The 21,723-nt window shown below is 39.6% G+C and carries 11 protein-coding genes; 6 read left to right on the top strand and 5 right to left on the bottom strand.

Translation table 11 applies throughout. The features are described 5' to 3' along the window. Positions 1-362: 362 nt before the first annotated feature. The gene (locus tag G6R09_RS05045; protein ID WP_163920857.1) at positions 363-3,263 is read right to left on the bottom strand and encodes a GH92 family glycosyl hydrolase; all 2,901 of its coding nucleotides are present in this window, start codon (positions 3,261-3,263) and stop codon (positions 363-365) included. Between the two features lie 789 nt (positions 3,264-4,052). Here G6R09_RS05045 and G6R09_RS05040 point away from each other — a divergent pair. Then, entirely contained in the window at positions 4,053-4,370 is a 318-nt protein-coding gene (locus G6R09_RS05040; protein ID WP_065168057.1) for a PTS fructose transporter subunit IIB, read from the top strand. Positions 4,371-4,398: 28 nt separating this feature from the next. Further along, positions 4,399-6,894 (top strand): phosphoenolpyruvate--protein phosphotransferase, encoded by a 2,496-nt coding sequence (gene ptsP, locus G6R09_RS05035; RefSeq protein ID WP_163920854.1) that lies wholly within the window; start codon positions 4,399-4,401, stop codon positions 6,892-6,894. Positions 6,895-6,975: 81 nt separating this feature from the next. On the opposite strand, the gene G6R09_RS05030 is transcribed toward ptsP, so the two are convergent. After that, on the bottom strand, positions 6,976-11,352 hold the full coding sequence (locus G6R09_RS05030) for a M36 family metallopeptidase (protein ID WP_163920851.1): 4,377 nt from the start codon (positions 11,350-11,352) through the stop codon (positions 6,976-6,978). Between the two features lie 300 nt (positions 11,353-11,652). Here G6R09_RS05030 and G6R09_RS19835 point away from each other — a divergent pair, with 300 nt between their 5' ends. From G6R09_RS19835 to G6R09_RS05020, 3 genes are read left to right on the top strand one after another with little or no spacing between them, the layout of a single operon-like run. Then, entirely contained in the window at positions 11,653-11,805 is a 153-nt protein-coding gene (locus tag G6R09_RS19835) for a hypothetical protein (RefSeq protein ID WP_205522978.1), read from the top strand. Beyond that, positions 11,802-12,752 carry a DMT family transporter gene (locus G6R09_RS05025; protein WP_065168054.1) on the top strand — a complete coding sequence of 317 codons (951 nt, stop codon included), beginning with the start codon at positions 11,802-11,804 and terminating at the stop codon, positions 12,750-12,752. Before G6R09_RS19835 ends, G6R09_RS05025 begins: the two co-directional genes overlap by 4 nt. 11 nt (positions 12,753-12,763) lie before the next feature. Next, complete coding sequence (locus tag G6R09_RS05020; RefSeq protein ID WP_163920848.1) at positions 12,764-14,224, top strand: sodium:solute symporter; 1,461 nt, start codon at positions 12,764-12,766, stop codon at positions 14,222-14,224. 78 nt (positions 14,225-14,302) lie between these two features. Here G6R09_RS05020 and G6R09_RS05015 read toward each other — a convergent pair whose 3' ends face one another. Further along, the gene (locus G6R09_RS05015) at positions 14,303-15,208 is read right to left on the bottom strand and encodes an AraC family transcriptional regulator (protein ID WP_065168052.1); all 906 of its coding nucleotides are present in this window, start codon (positions 15,206-15,208) and stop codon (positions 14,303-14,305) included. A 467-nt stretch (positions 15,209-15,675) separates the two neighbouring features. Between G6R09_RS05015 and G6R09_RS05010 the strand changes: the two genes are divergently transcribed. Then, entirely contained in the window at positions 15,676-16,908 is a 1,233-nt protein-coding gene (locus G6R09_RS05010; protein ID WP_065168051.1) for a serine/threonine protein kinase, read from the top strand. Positions 16,909-17,218: 310 nt separating this feature from the next. On the opposite strand, the gene G6R09_RS05005 is transcribed toward G6R09_RS05010, so the two are convergent. Beyond that, positions 17,219-19,498 carry a patatin-like phospholipase family protein gene (locus G6R09_RS05005; protein WP_065168050.1) on the bottom strand — a complete coding sequence of 760 codons (2,280 nt, stop codon included), beginning with the start codon at positions 19,496-19,498 and terminating at the stop codon, positions 17,219-17,221. Between the two features lie 137 nt (positions 19,499-19,635). Next, positions 19,636-21,636 carry a replication initiator protein RctB domain-containing protein gene (locus G6R09_RS05000; RefSeq protein WP_163920845.1) on the bottom strand — a complete coding sequence of 667 codons (2,001 nt, stop codon included), beginning with the start codon at positions 21,634-21,636 and terminating at the stop codon, positions 19,636-19,638. Between the last annotated feature and the right edge of the window lie 87 nt (positions 21,637-21,723).

Here is a 21,723-nt window from a genome sequence, read left to right as displayed (position 1 = left end):
GCCATTTATATTCTAAGCGTCTTGAAAATAATGATATTCAACGTATTTAATTTAACACTGACCAGTGACAACAAATCGCTTGCTGTCAGTAGTATTTATTAGCAATACATAATTTATCAAATATTCTTAATAGCTTTATTTTTTTATTTATACATATGGATATTTTATGAATATTACGCTTTATTTCAGCTTAAAATAAATCTTAATATAACAAACACTGATTCTATAAATGACTTTATAAACAATACAATGTTTGATATCGATTATGATTTGAATATAAAAAACACAAAAAAAATCCTACGATAAACACCGTAGGATTTTTAAAATAGTAATTTCAATTAATGCTTATATTTTATTATTAATTATCGCGCACCAGCAGGTAACGAATCAGCATGTAAGAACTCACCAATACCAGTATCTGGTGGCATTGAGTCTGCAGCCGCTCCCCATAGTTTATTTGGCGTATCACCCATTGTGAATACCAAATCACCACCGTACATGATTTCATCATGAGTTAAGTAAGTACGGTTAAACGCTTTACCATTAAAGGTCGCATTTTGAATAAAGATATTGTCACGGCTAACGTTCTTCGCAGTAACATTAAACGACTGACCATTACCAACGTCAATTGAAGCCGTTTCAAACATTGGCGTACCAATCTCATAGATACTGCCCGCATTCACTGGGTAGAAACCAAGAGCACGGAATACAAACCATGAAGAAAGCGTACCAAAGTCATCATTACCACAAATGCCATCGGCAGTGTTGTCGTAACAAACGTTAGTCGATGCCGCAATCGCTGCTTGAGTCTTCCATGGTTGACCTACGTAGTTATATAAATACGGGACATGAAGATCGGGTTCGTTACCTTGAACATGTTGACCAACGTTACCGGTGTTAAACACTGGGAATTGGTTATCACCGGCATTACGATCTGGATAAGTTGACCAGTATTCATCTAAACGGGCAGCAAATAATGCGCCATCTTTAGCATCAGGATTTGACTTAAGATCAACTTGGGTCATCAGATCTTTTAAGCCATGCATATCATGCTGCACGCTAAAGAAGTATTGCCAACCGTTCGACTCTGAGAACGCCCAATTAAACATATCAGGACGCCAGTTTTTACCTGCTGTACCACCAGTTTTCGGATCAGTCCAATTCTTATCAATAAATTGACCATCATAATCACGGGCTTTAAACCAGCCCTTCCACGGTGTATTAGGCTCACCACCAAAATCGAACTGTGCTTGCCAGTTATTAGAACGGTCAGCAAATTCCGTGTAACGCGGATCTTCTTCACCAAACACTAATGCAATTGATTTAGCGATCATCCAATCATTCATTGAATATTCAAGTGAATATGATGCTGTCCATGAGTCTTTAAATGGTGAGTGCTTACCATAAGAATCCGTTTCTGCATCATGTAGCTGTGCTGGCACCCAACCATTTTTTTCATATTCTTTAATCCACGATACTGCTGAGCCACTACGTGCATCTGTCACCATCGCATTGATCAAACGCGCTTTAATGTCAGCTTGCTCTAATTGACTAAAGCCAAGCTCAGTCATACGCGCATCAAGAATGCCTTTTTCCAGTACATCATAAATAACCGGAGTTGAATGCATCCCCATCATCATGCCGGTTTCGTTACCTTTAAATGTCCATTCAGGTAGACGACCTTTACGTGGTTGACTTGCATTACCTTCTGCATCCAACGGCGTAAATTCTTCTTCTGCATACGACAACATTGATAACACCACATCAGCTAATGAGTTTGGGGTTAAAATAGAAGCGAGTGGTTGCACGTTACGGTATGTATCCCACAGTGAGAAAGTGTCATAACGAGTAAAGTCGGCCTTACCATCATTGTTAGCATCAGCTAAACGAATATCATCCACTAATGGCGCTTCTTTACCCCACGATGGGCGACCAGTTGGATAAGCATTACGGCCTTGGAAGGCGCGGTAGTATTTACCATCCAGATCTGAGTGGGTGGTTTGACCTAAGAATGCATGGTACATCGCGGTATAGAAAGTCTGCTTATAGGCTTCATCGCCTTCCACTTTGACTTTACCTAATAACGCTTCCCACTCATTAGTGGCATCTAAACGTACATCATCAAAGTTTTTATTCGCCACTTCAGTCAAGTTTAAGAATGCACCGCTTAATGGTGCTTTATTGGTGCCATCGTTACCAATCGCGGTGCTTGATAAAGCTAATTTTGCTTCAACGGTTAAGCCTTGTTTTTCGGTATCAAATTCAACATAAGCACGTGCATATTGATATTTACCAAACACATCACGATCATTAACTGCATCATAAGTTTGAGAGCCTTTAATTGAGCCTATTTCAGTTAAATCAGCCGGCGCATTAACGTATTGTTTAGTTTCTTTGTCGTAATAAGCAAAACGAACATTTTTAATCGGTTGATCAAATTCCATCACAAAATATTCTTTCTGAGATGCAGCCCAACCATCAGATAAGCGGTGACCAATCAAACGGTTATTGTCTTTATCCCAACGGATAAACGAGTCTGAAGTGTAATCCCAGTTAAGTTTAAAGCCGGTGTTAACAATGATTTCCGACTGTTGGTCACGCGGAAAGGTATAACGATGAACACCAACACGATCGGAAGCTGTTAGCTCGGCAGTAATATCATAATCAAGTAAATCAACTTTGTAGTAACCCGCTGTTGCTTGTTCATCTTGATGTTTAAAATGCGAGGCTTCTAAGTTAAGTGTTGCTGAGCCTTCGTTGATCATAAAATCAGAACGCGAGTTAATTGGCATTACCAAAATATCATTGAGATCGCCCGCGCCTGCCCCTGAAAGGTGAGTATGCGAGAAACCACTAGTACGCGCATCATGATAGTAATAGCCTGAGATATATTCCCAACCGTTAGAGCCATTATTTGGCGATAGTTGCACCATTCCGTTTGGTGTTGTTGCACCAGGGTAAGTATTGCCTAAATTACCAGTACCAATAAAAGGGTTAACATAACGGGTAACATCCATGCCATCTAATTCAACTGGCACATGGACACCCATATCGATCACTGGGTTTTCTGTGCTTGGCTTATCATCGCAATCTTCATCACCTGTTGGTGGACAGACTGGCTTATCCCCTTCATCAACCGGCGGTAAAGTATCGCCACTATTAGGGTGAGTCACAGTAATATTATTGGTTTCTTCATCACAGCCCGTTAAGCCAAATGTGCCAGCAATAACGGCCATTGCAAGTAGAGTACGTTTGAATTTCATTTCAAATCCTTTTGTTATCGATTTAATTAATGTTCACAGTCAGAGTTATCATTCATAACCACGAACATAATTTGATCGTTATTCTTAAATGATATTCTGTATCGTTATTGGCAAGCATTATTAAGAATAAATATTAAGGGCGATATAGGATTAATTACGCATTCACTGCATATTTGTAGCGGTTATAAATAGCTGGAACAAAGCTCCCATTGCTGTATGGCGATATTTTGGCTCGATATCACAGTTTATAATTATTGAATTATTAATAATGATACACATTAATTTTTCATTTAAATAACAACAGTTACATCGCCTAATTATTATTTTAGGCTGCGTGATATCACATAAAAAACCAATGGATATATTTGTGCTATTAAAGCATCTTTTATCTAGTTTCAATATTTATAAAATTATCGATAATATGTTTACAAATGAAATATGTCTTTTTGTCATTGTCTTCCCCGAGTAATGATTTTTAGCAGCATGCAGTCCCCCGCTCATGCTGCCTTTTTATTTATATCTTATTCTCATCAATATATTCCCTCGTATTCATTCAATAATTCCCCTATACAGCCATAGCAACATTGACGTTTCCATTCGCTATGCACAAAAATGCTAGTACATTAGGTCACTACCAGCTTAAAAAGCAATGAGATCCTTATCACGGTTGGTTATTACGGTTACAAATGTCCTATAAAAGCGTCGTTTCTCTTCTATCTTGCTGATGATGAAGTGCTTATATTGAGTCCATTGCCCAAGCATTTGATTATTTAACAGCAGGAGAAACCCATGAGAATTGTCGCAATCACCGCATGTCCAACAGGAATTGCACACACCTATATGGCTGCCGACAAGCTCACAGAGACAGCAAAAAAACTTGGAATCACAATAAAAGTCGAAACCCAAGGAGCAATGGGAATTGAAAATCGCCTCACCGAACAGGATGTTGAGCGCGCTGATATTGTTATTCTCGCCGCCGACATCAATGTTGAGCAAAGCGATCGTTTTGATAAACACCGCTGTCTAGAAGTTTCTATTCAAGATGCACTCCAGCATCCACGACGCATTTTTTCTCAATGTCAGCAACTGTTGTTAACTCATCAATAATATTAAATAAATTTAAGGCGTTTTATTTATGACTCACCAATTTTCGTTTCAATGTGTATTACCTAATGGCATTCACGCTCGCCCAGCCAATCATTTAGAACAACAGTGTCGCCAATTTGAATGTCAAATTACACTAACTAATCACCGCAGTAATAATTCAGGTGATGCAAAAAGTGTTTTAGCCTTGGTGGGTACCGATACGCTATTAAATGATAACTGCACAATTAGCTTTGAAGGCGCAGACTGTGAACTAGCCTGTCAGACACTTCAAACTTACATTGAGCAACAATTTCCCCATTGTGATGAAGCATTAGAAACCTTAACTGATGATAACGACATCGTGTTACCGCAATCATTGTTACGCCACCAGCCACATTTGATCAAAGGTAAACGTCTTGCACCAGGTATTGGTTGTGGTGTTTTAGTTGCGATGAGCCAAGTCGATCCACAGCAGTTTGCAACAGCAGTCCACGATGACAATGAAATACAACGTTTTGAGCAAGCACTCGCACAAGTTAGCACTCACTTAAATCACATCATTGCTACGGGATCACACCACGAGCAGGAAATCACTAGCGCCCATTTAGCGATTATTAATGATTCCAGCTTCATTGATGGCGTAACAACACTGCTAGCAACCCATTCAACGGCTAATGCTATTTTGGCCGTGATGGAAAAACTGTGTCATCAACTTGAACAGTCAGCAAGCAGTTACTTACGTGAACGCGTACTGGATATCAAAGATGTATCGCTCCAATTATTAACCGCCGCTTACCCAACCGTGCTTGATAACCAAGCTGAATTTTCACTCCAGCAACCAAGTATCGTGATCGCCAACGATTTAACCCCAAGTCAATTTTTAGGGCTTGATAAAGCGTTATTGCAAGGCTTGGTATTAACCCATGCTGGTAGCACTTCACACACCGTGATTTTGGCGCGTGCGTTTAATATTCCAACCTTGTCAGGGATTGAAGTTAAAGACTGTGCGGCGGCATTAAATCATCATGTTTATGTTGATGCTCAGTTAGGGATACTGGCTATCGAGCCTAGCAATGAAGTTAGTGGTTACTTCGATCGAGCCATCACATTGGCGAATACGCTTAAACAACAGCAAAGTCAGTATGCCCACCAGCAAGCAACCACAGCTGATGGTCACACGATAGAGGTCGCTGCTAATATTGCCTGTTCAGTCGAAGCAGATAATGCGTTTGCACAAGGTGCAGAAGGTATTGGTCTGTTCCGTACTGAAATGCTATTTATGGATCGTCACCAAGCACCTGATGAAGAGGAGCAATTTAATCATTACCGGGAAGTATTAACTGCTGCCAATGGTAAACCTGTGATTATTCGCACCATGGATATTGGTGGTGATAAACCAATTGATTACCTTGCCCTACCCCATGAAAATAATCCGTTCCTAGGTTACCGTGCGGTACGTATTTACCCGCAGTTCTTGGCGCTGTTCCAAACCCAATTAACGGCTATTTTACGTGCCTCTGTACACGGTAAAGTAAAAATCATGATTCCGATGATTCAGAGCATTGAAGAGATCCGCTGGGTTAAGCAACAACTAGAACGCGTTAAACAGCAATTAACAGCCCAAAACATCGCTTATGATGCTGATATTCAGCTCGGTATTATGGTTGAAATTCCATCAGTAGCGTTTATTGTCGATTTATTCTGCAAAGAAGTGGATTTCTTTAGTATCGGCTCAAACGATATGACCCAATATTTATTAGCGGTTGATCGTGATAACGCCAGTGTATCAAAACTGTATAACAGCTTAGCGCCTGCTTTCTTACGTTTATTAAAGCAAGTGGTTACTACTGCTCATAGCCATGGTAAATGGGTTGGTTTATGTGGCGAGCTTGGTGCAGACAGTAAAGTATTACCACTACTTGTTGGCGCTGGCCTTGATGAAATCAGTATGAGTGCGCCAAAGATTGCCGCTACCAAAGCACAACTTACAGAAATTAACTTTGCCGATAGCCAAACACTATTTGCACAAGCATGTGAGTGCGCCACCATTGAAGAAATTGAGACATTACTAGAACAGCGTCATGCTCAAGCCCAAGTTAAACCAATATTAGTTAAGCAATGTGTATTTAAAGGTGCTGACTTTGCTAATAAAGAACAAGTGATCCAAGCGCTAGTAGGTAACTTAGGTATTCAAGGCCGTACTGATGACGCCTATAAGTTAGAAGAAGATGTATGGGCACGAGAAGCGGTATTCTCAACCGGTTTAGGTCATGGATTTGCGATTCCGCACACTAAATCTGACCACATTCGTCATTCAAGTATCAGTATTGCTCACCTTGATAAGCCTATCGATTGGATGTCTGACTCTGGCGAAGTCGATTTCGTTATCATGCTAACGTTGAATAAAGACCAAGGTGATCAGCACATGCGTATCTTTGCTGGCCTTGCGCGCAAACTTATTCATGAAAGTTTCCGTGATAGCTTACGCCAAGCAGAGTCACCAGAAGCAATTATTGCCATTATTACCGAACAAATTGGTTTATAAGTCTTAAGCCAGATAAAAACAGCCCCTCCATTGCCATTAAACAGCCATTGCGGGGCTTGATTATTTTACGCTATCAGCAAATTACTGGCGTGACATATCCAGTGGGAAGTTATCAACCGTATCTGGCTGCTGATCATTATCATCATCAAGATCTTGAATATCAGGTACGGTGTCATTATCACTATCTGTCAGATGGGTGCGGGTAATTATCTCATAGGCAATACCACCATTAGCTTGGTTATTATTGTCATCGAGTTGCATCACATCAAGCTGGTAAATACCACGGATATTATCTGTAATTGCCATTGGATCAGCTTTAAACAACAGTTTAACCACCCCTTCATTTTGACCTTGATTAGTCGTTGTTGTCACAGCATGTAAATCACGCACCACGTGCGGTAATTGAGTGATCGTTTGCCATTCATCTTGACCGGTAAAGTTAACTAAATTGATCTGTAATTGACCGCCTTGTTGTAAAAAGCGCTGCTGTTCTGCTGTACCTATCTGTAAAATGATAGGACTGTTGTCCTTCGCGATACTACGCGCAATAAAATTGATTTGTTGAGTTAAATTAGCTAATAAATCAACTACATTCATATTGCGCCAAGCAATATTATTGTTATAGCGAGTATTGTAATTAATATTACTGGTTTCAGGGTTAGTCATTGGATCTTGTGGGTTTACCAACCGCGCAATTAAACAGTAATGGCCTGTACTTGGTGGTGTCCACCCTACTGTCGCATTCGTATCAGCACCGACAGCTAAACTACCTATGGTATCTGTGCCTAATAACGTCCAATCGGCAGGCCATGACAATCCCGTTGCTGCATGCGCCCAATACACTTCAACCGTGGTATTAAAGGCTGTGGCTGCACCGCGATTTTTAACATTAACGTTGATCTCATTAGGCTGACCATATTCAGGATTTTGATGGCTACCGGTACTACCAACAGTAGTACGGTTCCAGATCGCTTTACTGCGCCACATACTCTGCCCAACCATATTTGCGTCAGGCTCATTACCGGTATCTGGTGCGGTGCCAGTGTAATCATAATGGGTATCCTCAACCCAAACATCAGCCGTAACATCACAAGCGGCTGGAATAGCAAAGCCATTAGTGACACTGAGACTATTATTACTGACCGACGTCGCATCAACACCTAAACCAAAATCAGCAAAGGCTTGCCACACTAAACACACATCTTCACCAGAGTAATTATCAATCGCCGCTTGAATAACGCCATCACGGGTATCAATAAAGCTTGGTGAACAAATGGTATTTTTTAGCCCTTCAGTAAAATATAGCAACGCGCGTTGGTTACCACTGCCTCCCATCGCATTATATAAATCACTATCAAAACCATGTTCATTGACTAATGCCCAATACACTTCCCAACCTGCCTGTGCCCACACCGAGCCGATGCCATGAGGTACTGACATGCCAGAGATAATGCTTTCATAGGTATAATTATTAATCGCAGGATCGGTACTGTATTGTTGCGGACGAATACCAGCACCGGTTATTGGTTGTCCAAGCACATAGGTTCCCATGCCGCGAGGATCCGCCCCTGTCATTCCAGCAGGATGGGTTAGCATGATGGCGTATAAATCACTGATCCCTTCAGATGGGCGTTGATAGTTACTCAAGCAGTTAACATTGGTCGGGCCGCCAACTAAACGGTTAGAAATACCATGGGCATATTCATGAACAATAATCGCGCCATCATAATCACCATCTCGCTCAGGCGTGGTTAAATTCCATAAATACATTTGCATTCGAGGTCGACTACCATCGGCTGGAGTATAGAAATTAGCATTGTTATAGCCGCCGCCATCTTGTGCTTCAGCGCGTACATCATCGCCACCCAGCCCTGCACCGCCGTATTGATTCACCTGAAAATTACCCGATGCTTGATCAAAGCCATACAGGTAAGTAATGTCATGAATAATATTATTCCAGTAAAACAAGTTAGCTGTTGCAGCGTAGCTACTATCTGCTGGTGGTAAGGTTAAATCTAATGGAAATAAACAGTTAAGCCCGGCACCACAATCAGGCTCAGTTCCTGTTGGTGAACCACTATTATTCGAATCATTGTAAGCATGAACGTTATTACCACGCATAATGGTATATTCAGCGCCAATGCTAGCATCAAGATCATGCCACTGCCATGGTGAACCAGGGCTGGCTGCAGGATTGGTGAGCACTTGACGGCTATTTAGCGGCGTAGCATGGTTTGGCGATTCAACCGGAATGGGGAACGCCTCATAACTATCGCTGTCTACTTGATCAAAGAATGCCAATACATCACCATTTTGAGCATCCACCAGCATTTGGTAAACATGGCGTTGATCGTGGGTAAATAAAATAAAACTCCACGCAAGGCGTAATTGATCACTTTTGACTGGAAAATATACCAGTGTGGCATCAATTGGCTCTTTAGAAGCAGTTGTTGCTATTAACGTGGTTTTTTGATCGTCACGACTAAGATCTTCGCTGTCGATCTTTGGTTGATGAATCAGGTTGATCCCGACTTTTCTCGCACCATTAATGATCGCTTGTTGCACCGACACCGCAGGAGCGGCTTTATTAACGATAACTTGATCAACTGCGGGTGAAAAACCATTGTTAACACTTAAAATACGCCCATCACGATTAACATTTACCTGTAGTAAGGCATTAAAAATATCACGCCCATAACGTTGTTGTTGAAAGTAATAGCGTTGTGAACCCGTCGCTTGTGTTTGACGAACTTGTTGGCTGACATTCGCCAAATCGGTGTCAGATAACCGTAGTAAACCACGTTGTTGATTAAGAAACTCCATCACGACCACTGCTGTCGATTTGGTCGGATCTGCTTCGGTTAAATAACCGGTATGGTTATAGATAACCCGCGCGACACCCGTTTTTTTATCGTAATCAACATTCAACGTCGGTAGTCGTTGCATTAATGTTGTTTGGGCATTTACCTGTGTCGTGGTGGGAGTAATATTAACATTGGCCGTTGCTGCAACTCGCATATCATAATTGGCCGTTTCAAGATGATCGGTTGTATCTTGTCGTTGTGATAAATATAAATCGACGTTATTAATACTTAATGGTACCGCAGTCACGGCTTTTTGAGCCGTAAATCCAATTGCTTGCGCTTTAATATCATGCGCCCCGACACTGGCCATAAAGACCAATGCTCCGTCAGTGGTAAAGGCATCTTCGCCTGTAATACCTATCGGTGTTAACGCGTCATCAATATAAACTTCGGCGCCTTTGATCGGGTTACCATTAGCGTCATAGACATTCACCACAAATTGCGCATTTAATGCCGTCACTACATCAACTTCAGAATCATTAAATGTCACTTGGCAACCCAGGGTTTTATCTTGTTTGGCTAAAATAAAGTTATCTGAGGTACAACTCGCAAAAGCACTCACCGACTGATTACTTTCATCAAAAAACTTAAGGGTTAAATAAAGCGCGTCACTATTGGCATCTGCAAAGCTGAGATTCAGTGGTATCGTCGCTTGATAGGCCGTATTTGGGCTCGTCGCTGGTGTTAGTGTAATCGCATTATCAAATACAATCATGCTATCAGGGTTGATCACTTTAAGCTGAGTACGTAAATGATTAAGGCCATTGACATGATCAACAATATTACTTGGAATCTCGATAGTTAAGTTGGTGCTATCTCCCTGAGCGTCAAAGTTAAACACCGCAATAGCCATTAAAGGAATAATATCGTACTGAATATCGGTCGTTGTTGCGTCAATCACTAATGCTGAATTAGGTAAAGCCAGTTTACCTATATGTTGGTTATCATCATAAAAATTAACCCCAAGATCGTAATTACCAAAGGCAATATTAAAATAAAGATTTGAACGTGAAGTGGCTGGATTAATCGCAAATTTCATCTCGGCGGCATTATCAATCGCAATTCCAACAATAGGGTTATTCAATGCCAATAGATTTAATTGCGCCGCATCGACATTAAAAAATAGTTTTGCCATTTCAGGATTGACCGATATTTGAGAATCAATATTACCTAATACTGGCGTTATGACCATATCAATTAACGCATTACCGCTCGTGACTGCTGTTGTCAACTCACCATAATAAGCTTGTTGATTATGCTGTAAATTAAGCACAAAATGATAATTAGCGGGGGCTAAGCCCAAAGTGGTTGCAGATGATATTGCAAAACTGTCGACGTCTAAATAGGCTTTCCAATCAAAATCTTCAGTGGTATTTTGATCGAGGTTAGTTACCGTTAATTTTCCCGCAATTAAAATAGGCGCTTGAACATTTTTTGCCGTGGTTTGATTGTTATTATTTAATACTTGAAATGCACTAAATTTCGGTGAGAAATCAACCGTTACAGCATCACCCTTAGCGCTATTATCGTTACAACCAATGAGCGAGAGTAAGACACCCAGTAATATTCCATACCAATAGTGCAATCCTTTCATAATACAACCCTCTATAATTTTAATTTATAAAGCCAGCGCCTCTGACACAATATAAAATTATAGTTATAACCAATCATCATTTACGTCTTATTATAAAGACTGCCTTTATACCTCATAACAATGGATACTTTTTCTCATCTTCAAAATGATGCAGATCGCATTCAAACAGATCTAGCGTTTATTGGTTGTTTTACGGCAGCTTTTAGCTAGTTCATCACTTTTAAATCACCGAATATAACCACCAATGCATAGCGTATTGCTAGCAATTACTCCGGCCTCTTAAACAATAAGGAAAGAGTAATGCAAACAGGTTATTGGGCAGTTGATACTTTTATTCTTGCCAATATCATATTGTGGATCACTGTCTGCGGTATTTTTATCTATCAGCAGCATACCCACGGTGGATCATTGGTTAGCCAATCAAAGAGTACCCCTTTAAGGAGTCGAAAATGAACCCTAAAACACTTGGTTATACCACGATGATTATTTCAGCCACCCTTATGGGCTGCGTTGGCTTATTTTCCCGTAATATTAATACCAGTGGTGATGTGATTGCCTTTACGCGGATGATCGTTGGCGCTATCTGTATTTTGGCGATCATGTTGTATCAAGGCAAAGCTCAGCAAATAAAAAACGTTAAATTAACCCCTGCAGTAATAACCAGTGGCGTTTGTTTAGGATTATGCTTGGCTGCTTATGTTTCTGCTACCCAATATACCACCTTAGCCAATGCGGTATTTTTAATTTATACCGGCCCTGTTTTTTCCACTATTCTCGCCGCAATTTTCCTAAAAGAAAAAATTTCAGCCCTAACCGCATCAATGTTAACAGCGGTCTTTATCGGGTGTTTATTTATTATCGGCATTATTAGCTACCAGCCTCAAACAGGACTGACATTATCACTGTCGTTTTCTAAACAAAATATGGTGGGAGATATTCTCGGATTAATGTCAGGTATCGGTTATGGCCTGTATTTATTCTTTAGCCGCTATAGAACCGATATTAGCTCTGATTCACGCTCTCTGTTTAACTTTTCATTTGGTGCAATTGCGATTGCTATCTGCTTTGTGGTTAACCCACCTTCACTAGCAGCCATGGATAGCACTTCTTGGATATGGTTAATTTCAATGGGGTTCTTTATTGGTTTTGGCGCATTGTCATTATTAACCATTGCCGCTAAACATTTAAAAGCTGCTGAACTGGCCTGTATTTCTTATTTAGAAACCGTGGTTGGCGCTGGGTTAGGTATTTTGGTCTTTAGTGAATCATTAACCGTTTTGCAGGCGATTGGTGGCGTATTGGTTATTGGTGGTGGTATGGGAGAGATTGTGATTAATATCATCAAAAAACGAGCATTAGCGCATAAACCACCAGCTCACCAACCCCATCCACAACCATAAGGTGACACGGTATGAATACCTCACTCAATTGGGGCTTGCTATTAGTGACTGTGGCTATCATGGTCGGTTTAGCTCTGTACAGTAATAAAGTAATGCATAGCAACAAGGGTGAGGGTGGTTTTTTATTAGCCGCTAATTGTTTAGGTCCCTTTATTGGGGCCTCAACCATCGTTGCCACCGCATTTTCTGGCTGGGGGTTTATGGGATCCCCTGGCGTTGCATATAAATACGGTGTAATTGAGCTGTTAGGTAATTTTTTCTTTGCCCCGGCGATGATTTTTGCAGTGCTCTTTTGTGCGCGATTCTTACATCAAAAAGCCCAAACAATGGGAACACTCACGATTGCTGAGTATATTGCTGTCAGCCACGATGGACCAGATTTCATCAAACGTATTACTCAAGCATTCAGTGCGATTATCACCATCGTGTTACTGCTGATTTTTCTTGTCGGTCAAATCAAAGCATTAGGGTTATTAGCTGGACAATGGCTCGGTATCAGTCAAACCACAGCCTCATTTATTATGGTGGCAATTATTATTCTCTACACATCTATTGGTGGCCTTGCTGCAGTCGCCTTTACTGATACCTTTATGGTGCTCGGCATGTGTTTATCCGCGATTATTATTATGGTGACCATTTTTACAGATTTACCACCACAACTATTAATCGAACAACTCAATGCTATCGATAAAAACCTGTTAGCGCCGCAAGACTCTGGCCCCTACGGTAGCAGCCGTTGGCATGTATTAATGGTTCTACCCTATGCGTTTATTTACAGTGCTACCCTGCCCTATATGTCGGTACGATTTATGGCATTTGCCAATACCACTAAATTACATCATGTCGCCGCTTATATGACCCCAATGGCGTGCTTATTAAGTTTAGTGCCTATTGTCGGTTGCTATATTCGCGTCAAAGTTCCCACGTTAACCAATCCTGACGATGCAATGCCGGTGTTTCTGACCCAATTTTTATCACCATATTTATCCGCAATTGTTACCTTATTTATATTATTTGCAATGAAATCAACCGCTAACTCAGTATTACATGCTATTTCAGGTGCAGTATCTCATGATTTACGTCAGGCTCTATGGCCACATTCATCACTGACACCAAAGCAGCTATTATTGTTAAATCGTGGTGCGGTATTTGGATTAGGTGGCGTTGGATTTATTATTATGCTGTTTGCACCGCCGTTTATGTTATCGATGTTAGCCATTTTAGGCTCGGGGACATTGATGGCAGCGTTGGTCGCACCAACCTTATTGGCGCATTGGCTGCCGGGTAATATTTATGCGGCATTGAGCGCATTAGTGATAGGCTTTTTTAGTGGCTGCTTACTGTTTGTAGAATTTAATTTAGGTTGGGTTGAAGCACCACTGTACGCGTCACTATTAGCATGTTGTAGTTATGCGCTGGTGGCAAAGTGTAGCCAACATCAATTCATTGCTGAGTATTTACGTTTATCGTAATCACGACCCATAAAACACAACAACAGCATAATGTCACCGTTATGCTGTTGTTGTTGTTGTTAGTGATGATTGCGCCATTTAAGCCTGCCACTGATGAAATTGTTTTTGTAACTGCCCTTGTATTGATTGTGAGTTACCAATATTTTCTCGTAACGCCACATGATTAGCGCGATAACATCGAGGGGTTACCTGTAATAGTGTTTTAAACTTTTCATTGAAGTTTGATAATGATGAAAAACCCACTTCAGCACCAATATGAGCAATACTCCAATCTGTTGAAACTAAATACCTTGCTGCTTGCTTTACTCGCTGCTCAATCAAATATTGGCGAAATGTTACCCCTAGATGGGTATGAAAAAAGCGTGAAAATGTACTTTCCGCCATATGCAATTGCTGAGCAACAATAGTCACTGTCAGCGGTTCTGCTAAATTAGTGGCAATATATTGCAGCACACTATCAACACGGTTTTCAGTTCTTTTAGTGGTAGAAAAGGCAAGTTGGTGAGTTTCTAGTATTTTACTTGGTGAGGTTTTTGTTAATTGATCAAGTAACATTAAGATATTAAGCAATTGTTTAAAGTCAAAGGTGTTCTCTATGTTATCCATGATCTCAAACAGGGGTTCTAGCCACTCACTTTCAAATAATAATCCTTGCCTTGCATGATCCAACATATTTTTTATATTACTAAACTGAACACTATCAATAAATGTTTGCCCTAAGGCGTTTAAACGAAAATGCAATATATCCCCGACACTCTCCTTATTATTATCAATACTCATTTTAAAAGGATGAAAAGGTGCTAATAAAACTAATTGCCCTACCACTAGCGGCATTTGAGTTGATGATAAATGTAATATGCAGCCACTTTGTTTAGGACGTATTAATATATAATCAGCACCAAAGATAAAATGCTTATTTTCAGTCAATGGTTGTAAATCAAACATCAAAAATTTAGGTGTATTTGCTATTATCTTCTGATACATAACCGTCTCCCCCTTTATAGCCTCCATTATTACCACTTTATGCTGCAGAGCTAGATACTTTGATTGAAAATGGGCGGTTATTCACTGACACGATATGTTCTTTTTTTAGATATGTGATATTCCATCGAGCTTTATAAGTAATAACTGAAATTAGCATACCAAGAATGCCATAAATATCATTCTAGCGATTATCTTTTATTATTGATAATCACCAGTTGTAATAACCACTATAAATACCACTCTCAGCATATAATCGACATTTATCAGCAGAACTTCGCTATAAAATGAATTTTAAAAGCGCATTATTAAGTCATTGAAGAGCACAACACATCGCCTTCAACAGCAAGAAGCAGTTATATAACACATTGTTAAATAACAATAATAAATATCTGTTATCAAATATAAATCAGCAATGTGCCAATAAACACTGTTTCAATACAACTATTCGTTCTCATGGAGAATTTGCAATGAGTATTTCTAACGACTTTTATCCAAATGCTTCTTTACCTCTTGAGCGTAAAGAATCAGGTGTACCGTATGTTAGACCAGGGCTACACGTTGAATCTTATAACGATTTTGATCCTCTTCGCCATGTAATTGTAGGTATTGCTGATAACCAACATATTCCAGAAGCTTGCCCTGCAAGTAATGAAAAAATACCTGCAGATTCACCAATGCGCGGTAGTAAAGCAGGTCGTCGTACTCAAGAGTCTATTGATCGTGCGAATGAGTGTTTAAATGGCTTTGCGCAAATTCTCGAAAATCGCGGTATTATTGTTGATCGCCCTGGGGCTGTTGATTGGCATGATCGTATCAATACCCCAGACTTTTCAATTAGCTCAGGTTTTGGTTGCATGCCACCTCGTGACTGCTTACTCACCATGGGTAAAAGTATCCTTATGGCACCAATGAGTTTCCGCAGTCGTTATTTTGAATATTTGGCATATACCGATCTTCTTCGTGAGTATTTTGAATCAGATCAACAATGTATGATTGAGCAAGCGCCACGCCCACGTTTATCTGACGATAGTTTCCGTATGGATTATGTTGCAGCCTACGAATATTTATCAGATGAAGAAACAATGGCGCGTTCATTAAATAAAGAATACAGCACTAAAGAAACAGATATTCTGTTTGATGCCGCTGATGTAATGCGTTTAGGTAAAGATATTTTTGTACAACATGGTCTGACTACCAACTTAGCCGGTATTCACTGGATCAAGCGTAAATATGAACCAATGGGTTACCGTATTCACACATTAAGTTTTGCCGATAACCATCCGATTCATATTGATGCAACATTCTGTCCACTGCGTCCAGGATTAATGCTACTTAACCCACATCGGCCGCTATTTGCAGGCCAGCGTGAAATATTTGAAAAGAATGATTGGCAAATTGTTGAAGCGGTTAAACCTGCATGGGATAACCCACCACCACTTTGTTATTCAAGCACATGGCTATCAATGAATACGCTGATCATTGATCATAAAACCGTTTGTGTTGAAGCCAGTGAAAAGGCTCAAATGGAGCAATTTGATAAGTTGGGCTTTAACGTCATTCCAGTCGATTTACGTGACGCTTATGCATTTGGTGGTGGTCTACACTGTGCAACGGCCGATGTATGGCGTGAGGGTACACGTGAAGATTATTTCCCAAATCAGTTTAGTGGTTCACATAATATTGAGCACTGGGAATACTGATCAATAAACCGTTTATATTCGCCCTTTAATAAACAAATATTAAAGGGCTTTTTTATTGCCATAATCATTTGATTCAGCAAAAAAAAGAGCCCATAAGGGCTCAAAAAAATCATATCATACTTTTAAATATAGAATTATTGTTCTTTTTGTATCCTTACAAACGAAAAATATACATTCAAAAGCAAAAAGGTTATATCGCTGATAATTATCAACCAAAATAACTTTCTTTTGTCAGTACCAAGTAAAGTATTAATTCAATTAACTCTTATAAATACATGAATAATATAAATAAAAACAAAGTTATTCATATCTATAATGTTCCACCTAATGACAGATAAAATGAGCTTTCACCGGTCGATGTTTGGCCATAACTTAAATAAACAGGCCCTAAAATAGAATCAACGGCAACATAAACACTACCAGCAGTAGTCGCAGAGTCCCAACTCATTGCTGATGAACGATCCCATACGCCGCCTCTTTCTAATGAGCCACCCACATAAATCGGAATTTTAATCGCCCCAAAATTATTATCAATAACACGGTAGCGATACACTAAGCTTGTCAATGCACTATAACGACCATTTAATTCATACCGATGATAGCCTGATAAATTAAACAAACCACCCAGATCTTGCGCATAAATAGGTAACAAATCATCAGCATCTGAACCTGCCGTTTTTACTGATGCAACTAATGTATGTCTATCGTATGTAAATGGTTTCATCAGCGAGAAACTGTAATATACCGTGTCACCACTCATTTTCTCACCAGAATCAGGGAAACGCAGGGTATTACTATAGCCAACTTCACTTTTTAAATAAGAGCCATGGGTTGGAAAAAAGAAGCTATCTAAATCATCATAGGTAAGATTGAGGTAAGGTCCGTATAGATCATATTTTTCTTTTCGATCAATCGAAGCCACACTAATGCTGCCTGATTGCCCTTGATAGCCAAGCGTAAGAGCTGCCCAAGGTTTAATATTCCAGCCCATTTCAACATAAGCATGGGTCTGATTATATTTAGCATCAATATTTTTTAGTTCAGTCTGAATAATATTATGATAATTAAAATGATCAAAGCGGCGAATTTCATTGCTGGTTTCAGCACCAAATGCGGTGAAATAGTGCTGCTGATAATCTATAGGAAAATAAAACTCAGTGGTGATTTTTTTCCAGCTACCTAATTGCCATTCAAGTAACCATTCACCACCTTTCTCGGTAAGATCTGTATAAATATATTGCGCACCAAAAGAAAAATCAGAACGACTTTCAAAGTCGTCTTCAAATGCCAAAGTAAAGTTTAAATATCCAGGTCCCCAAGACTTTTCATTAATATCCATCACTAGAATATTTTTATTATCTTTTTGTTTTATCGAATAATTAATTCGTCCGTAAATGTCTTCACTTTGAAGTCGTTTAACTGCTTGCTCTAATTCATCATTAGTGATTACTTTTCCTGTTTTTAATTCTAATTGTGCTAATAATGTTTTATTCGGTAAATTAGTATTATTTACAACTTCAATATCATCAATAAAATAAGAGTCATGCGCAGAGAGATGTACTCGACGGCTATTTTTTTGTTTATTATATGCCGCATAGTCAGTTGGCGATAACTGGTAACGTAATAAGCGAGGTAATGATGCAATCGCTATTTTTCGGCCTGCTTGATAGGCTTTATCTAATTTATCAAAATCAGCTGCAGTCATAAAAGAAACATTTGGCTGTAAATAAATATCGGTTGGTTTCATTAAACTTTTTTGATAGTCAGCACTAGCATTGGTCATATAAGTTGTTAACTGCGACACAATATTTAAAGCACTGTCCAAATCTTTTTTAGGCATTAAACTATCACGAAGATCTACCGCAATAATAACATTAGCACCAAGCTGTTTGGCGACATCAACGGGCATATTATTCACCACGCCGCCATCAACCAATAATTTATTATCTAAGTGCACCGGTTTTAATACGCCGGGTACTGTCATTGACGCTTGCATTGCGGTCGCTAAATGACCAGAGCCTATCACTACAGGCGTCATCTTCGTAATATCTGTCGCAACACTACGATAAGGAATAGCTAAACGATCAAAGGTTTTTAGTGCGGGTAAATTATTGGTAAGTTGACGTAAAAGTACTGCTAAACCTTGGCCTTGAAAAGCCCCTGGGCGAGATTTAAACTCACCATCAAGGCCTAAACCCAAATCCGTATGTAACTGATAAGTATCATTTTGTTTTTTTCTTCGTAACGATAGGTCATTACGACTAGCACGATCTATATAACCCGTATTCCAATTGGTATCAAAAGTACGTTGTTTAACTTCTTGGGCAGAGAGGCCCATCGCATACATACCACCGACATAGGCTCCCATACTGGTACCTGTGACGATATCAACGGGAATGCGATTTTCTTCTAGAACTTCAAGCACCCCTATATGAGCTGCACCTTTCGCTCCCCCTCCACTGAGCACTAACCCAATTTTAGGACGTTCAATAACGGGACGATCTACCGCACCAGCATAGACATTAGCAGCTGGTGTACTAATAATAATACAAAATAAAACCCTGCTAAAATCCTTTTTACTGAACAACATCGTCTAACTCCGCTAACAATAATACCGAATATCACATAATACATCGCTTATATCATGCGCTAACTAATTGATATTTATTAAAGCAAAAAGAGCACTTATAAGCACTCTCTTTGTTAATACTCTTTTGTAACTACAAATTAAATACCTTTAGCAACATCGTCTAATGCGGTTAAAACTTGTTCGGTAATATGCCCTTCATGGACGAGCTTACAGACTTTACGCCGCACCGCTAATCCTGAAATTAAACGTTCAATGGATAAATGACGTTCATCTTGGCGACTGTTATACAATTCAACCGTTTTGCTTAAGGTTTCATAGCTCACGCGCTCTCCTGCCACATGCAGCCAATCAAGCTTCTCTAAATAGCCCTGACACTCTTCTGTAATCGTCGTTGCTGGATGACCAGTCATAGCAGATAAAGCGGTTATACTACGTTGTAGCGCTTCAGAGGAAGTATATTTAGATAACACGATAGTTAATTCATCTGCATTGATTTCAACTAGATGCTTACGCAACTTAATACGGCGGCCTAAACGACCACGGGGACGTGGCTCTTTACGCTGAATGGGTTCAAATTCACCATCAATGATCGCTGAAAGTTGATCCAATGCTTGTTTCGGCATAATTTCATTACGTAATGGATTCGGCATTGTTGGTGCCATATTACGTTTGCCTTCGTTGGTTGTTTTCGCGCGCGAATAACGAATAACTTCTTCAGCATCCGATTTAATATCAATACGATAATCAGTATAGCGTTTATCAATTTCTTCTGCTGAAATCGTTAAGTGATAACCCCATAGATTTACCGCAAACATGGTTTCTGTCACTTTGCCTTCAGCTAATTTTTTTAATTCGCGAATAATATCTGAAGAGAAACGACGCCATTCTATATTTCTAGCGAGTTTTTGATTTAATTCACTTAAAAGCATTGAATCAACCACACGACGAGACATACGGCTTCTGAAAAAAGTATATAACTGAAACACTAAAGTATGTTGACGTAAAATCTCTGGTGGAAACAAGAAGAAATAATCACGGGTTAACAACTCATCAAAAAAAGAAGGTTCCCACACTAAAATATACAGATTAGGTTTAATGCGAATTTCACCATCTTCACCTTCTTGAGGTGCTTCTTCTGATGCGGTAATAGTACGTGCGATAAATCTAAACCGATCACTTTTAAAGCCTTCTGGCATGTTTTCACTCAGCCAACGACCGGTTAATTCATGTAATTGAAAGTCTGTAAATTCAATCCGATCAATACTTTCACGAATAGAATCACGCGCAGGACCACTGTCTTTTTTGCCTCGCAATGCCAGAATATCCGTAATATATACTGGCGTTTTATTCGCCATTGAGCGTAGTTGGATCTCATAATCGGCGAGATGATGATCATGGTATTGTACGGTTAATGTAAATAACGCAAACAATGTCATAAGATCATCTACAGTCATGATCGACTTTGAAGATCGTGTTTCAATGATCGCTTTAGTACCACTGATCGCAACCATGGCTTTTTGATAATTTTTTTTAGTTCGTGGTGGTGCTAAAGCTTGATCAATAATCCCCGCCCAACTTGTCGGTGATACTACAATTTGATCTGCTTCATCTGGCATTGAGGGAGGTGTACCTAAACCGTATTCAGTTAGTAGACGGCGATTAACATGATTTTGAGCAAGGGCTTTAGAACGTTTTTGTTTTTCATGCTGTTTAAATTGTTCTGAAAGTAAACTTCCGGTTCCAAGCTGAGAAATCAGCAAAGCAGGATTGATAAAGTGATGAAGCATCGTTTTACCAGCAAGACCTTCTTCAAAGCGTACTGGTTGTTGATTAAATAAACCAACCGCAACCGCAGCTCGTAAACGCTGTTGAATTGCTGCTCGTGTTAACTGCCCTTCTGTTGCTTCAATGAGCTCCGTTGTCGAAACCATACCATCTTGGCTTGATAAGCCACGTAATGAAATGATGTTCAATAACTCAATAATACTTTTGGTTACGCCTTTAAAATGTTGATACTGAGGTAACCAATCAACTAAATTTGCAGGGATCACAAATAAATGACCATCTTTGTGTGATCTTGGCGCTTCGATCAATATTTTATCAATCGGATTTTTTTTTGTATTTCGAGCGGAGTTCATCTGTCATTAGCCGTAGAAGCATCATCTTTCCGTAAAGATTAATAGAAAAAGATCCAGAAAGAAAGGTTTTTATTTAAAGTATTTAAA

Source organism: Photobacterium sp. Alg240-V54, from assembly GCF_900537155.1.
Lineage (GTDB): Bacteria > Pseudomonadota > Gammaproteobacteria > Enterobacterales > Vibrionaceae > Photobacterium.
Note: the sequence above shows the minus strand (reverse complement) of the source record. Positions and strands in the feature narration are given on the sequence as shown.